This is a genomic window from Sphaerospermopsis kisseleviana CS-549, from assembly GCF_028329225.1.
In the GTDB taxonomy this organism is placed as follows: Bacteria; Cyanobacteriota; Cyanobacteriia; order Cyanobacteriales; family Nostocaceae; genus Sphaerospermopsis; species Sphaerospermopsis kisseleviana.
The window spans coordinates 1-2068 of sequence record NZ_JAQMTI010000114.1; the positions used below are offsets into that span (position 1 = coordinate 1).

Annotated in this window: 3 protein-coding genes and 1 pseudogene; 3 read left to right on the forward strand and 1 reads right to left on the reverse strand. The window is 39.5% G+C overall.

Features of this window, described 5'->3' with window-relative positions:
* Window positions 1–76 precede the first annotated feature (76 nt).
* The 3 genes from PN497_RS10185 (at window position 77) to PN497_RS10195 (ending at window position 1438) form a co-directional block, all read left to right on the forward strand.
* Window positions 77–202: a hypothetical protein gene (locus tag PN497_RS10185; protein ID WP_272110042.1), complete on the forward strand. Its 126-nt coding sequence runs from the start codon at window positions 77–79 to the stop codon at window positions 200–202.
* Between the two features lie 41 nt (window positions 203–243).
* On the forward strand, window positions 244–951 hold the full coding sequence (gene folE / locus PN497_RS10190) for a GTP cyclohydrolase I FolE (RefSeq protein WP_096572641.1): 708 nt from the start codon (window positions 244–246) through the stop codon (window positions 949–951).
* Between the two features lie 223 nt (window positions 952–1174).
* Complete coding sequence (locus tag PN497_RS10195) at window positions 1175–1438, forward strand: hypothetical protein (protein WP_096567295.1); 264 nt, start codon at window positions 1175–1177, stop codon at window positions 1436–1438.
* 37 nt (window positions 1439–1475) lie between these two features.
* Here PN497_RS10195 and PN497_RS10200 read toward each other — a convergent pair.
* Window positions 1476–2068: pseudogene (locus tag PN497_RS10200) on the reverse strand (SAM-dependent methyltransferase); the annotation flags it as partial.

The following is a 2068-nucleotide window of genomic DNA, read 5'->3' on the forward strand; positions in this document are numbered from 1 at the left end:
GGACTGGGGACTGGTGACTGGGGACTGGTGACTGGGGACTGGGGACTGGGGACTGGGGACTGGTGACTGGGTTAAGATGAATAACCCAATCACCAATTACCAATTACCAATCACCAATTACCAATTACCAATTACCAATTACCAATTACCAATTACCAATCACCAATCACCAATCACCAATCACCAATTACCAATTTTCTAAATTATCAATTTTCTAAATTATCAATTACCAAGACTAATACCATGACTATTGCTAGTTCTAACGGTTCTAATCGCTCACAATCTCCTCTGATTCCTGATTTAGCGCAAGTGATCAGTAGCAGACCTGACCGCAATACCCATAATGGTAAACAGGCAGATTTGCACCCACCCTCAGAGGAAAGCACGGAGCAAATGATGGAAGCCGTGCGGACAATGCTGATCGGTGTTGGAGAAGATCCAGAACGAGAAGGATTATTAAAAACACCAAAGCGCGTAGCTGAAGCTATGAAATTTCTCACCAGTGGTTATAACCAATCCTTAGAAGAACTGGTGAATGGGGCGATTTTTGATGAAGGCCATGAAGAAATGGTGTTAGTGCGAGATATTAATTTCTTCAGTCTTTGTGAACATCATATGTTGCCATTTATGGGTAGAGCGCACGTTGCTTATATCCCGAATCAAAAAGTTGTCGGTTTAAGTAAATTGGCGCGAATTGTGGAAATGTATGCTCGTCGTTTACAAGTTCAAGAAAGACTAACTCGCCAAATTGCCGAAGCAGTGCAAACTATTCTTGAGCCAAAGGGTGTAGCTGTAGTGATGGAAGCTACCCATATGTGTATGGTGATGCGTGGTGTACAAAAACCTGGTTCTTGGACTGTTACCAGTTCTATGGTTGGTGTTTTCCAAGATGAGCAAAAAACCCGTGAAGAATTTTTGAATTTGATTCGTCATCAAGCTGCTTTCTTTTAGGAATTAGCACTTTTTCGATTATTAGCAATATCGCTCATTCTCAAATTTTTTCAGGGGGTGAGTGATATTTTTTTGGTGATGGGTGATTGGGAAGAATGAATTTATTCCCAATTCCCAATTCCCAATTCCCAATTCCCTTGTTACTGAACTTTAGACTAAAAACACAAAATGACTCAGGGAAAATGATCGCTCTCTTTTAGTCTAAAGTCCAGTAGAAAGGCAAGTGTCTATTGGTGCAATGGATACTTCATTAAAACCTTATGATATGGCGGTATTGGCGGCAATTCTTGTCCGGGCTGAAGATTTGCAACAACAAGGATTTTCATGGGTGGGTTTCTGTGAATTAGATTCTGATCTTCAACCTTGGGATAAAAATGGTGTAGCAAAACCTATTCTTAGTGATCTTTATAATGCTTCTCGTATCTGGGTGTATCGAGATTTTTTGGTGGAAGATGTGGATGAACTTCCTGAATTTTGGCTTTCTTAGAATTGATTATCCACACCCTACATAGTATTCTCTACACCTAATATTCAGGTGTTAATAAAAGTAATTGCTGTTTTATTAGTTTTCTGACTCCGTTTAAATCTAACTCTGTTTGTTTGATAATATCGGCTATTTTGGCATCACCATTACATTTCTGCATAAACTCAAATTCCGCATCTGATAATTTGATGATTTGGTAATCATAGTTAAATATACATTTGCTGGGAAACCCATCTATACAAGGGTTGAGTTCTGGCGTTGCTGCTAATAAGCTGTTATCGTCTGTCCAGTCGTATTTGGTTAATGGGGGACGAGTGAGGAAAAATTCGTAATGTGTTACTTCTGGATTCAGTAATTCTATTAGGCGGTAACGTTGGCGTTGGCGTAGCCCGCCGGAGGCATCGCCTAAATTTCCTGCTCTTTCTATTAACTCTGGTGCTTTACCCAATAGTGTTTCTAAATCCCAAAATCCTGGATTAGAAAAACCTACAAAGTCTAATTCTGAAGCGTCTATTAATTCAAATAATGTATCAATATTATAGTCTGTTTCCTGGGGATGTACGTACATATCGGCAAAACATTCATCCCTTTGGTTTTCCATTGCCCATCTTTCTTTTTCTCTCTTGACAAGAC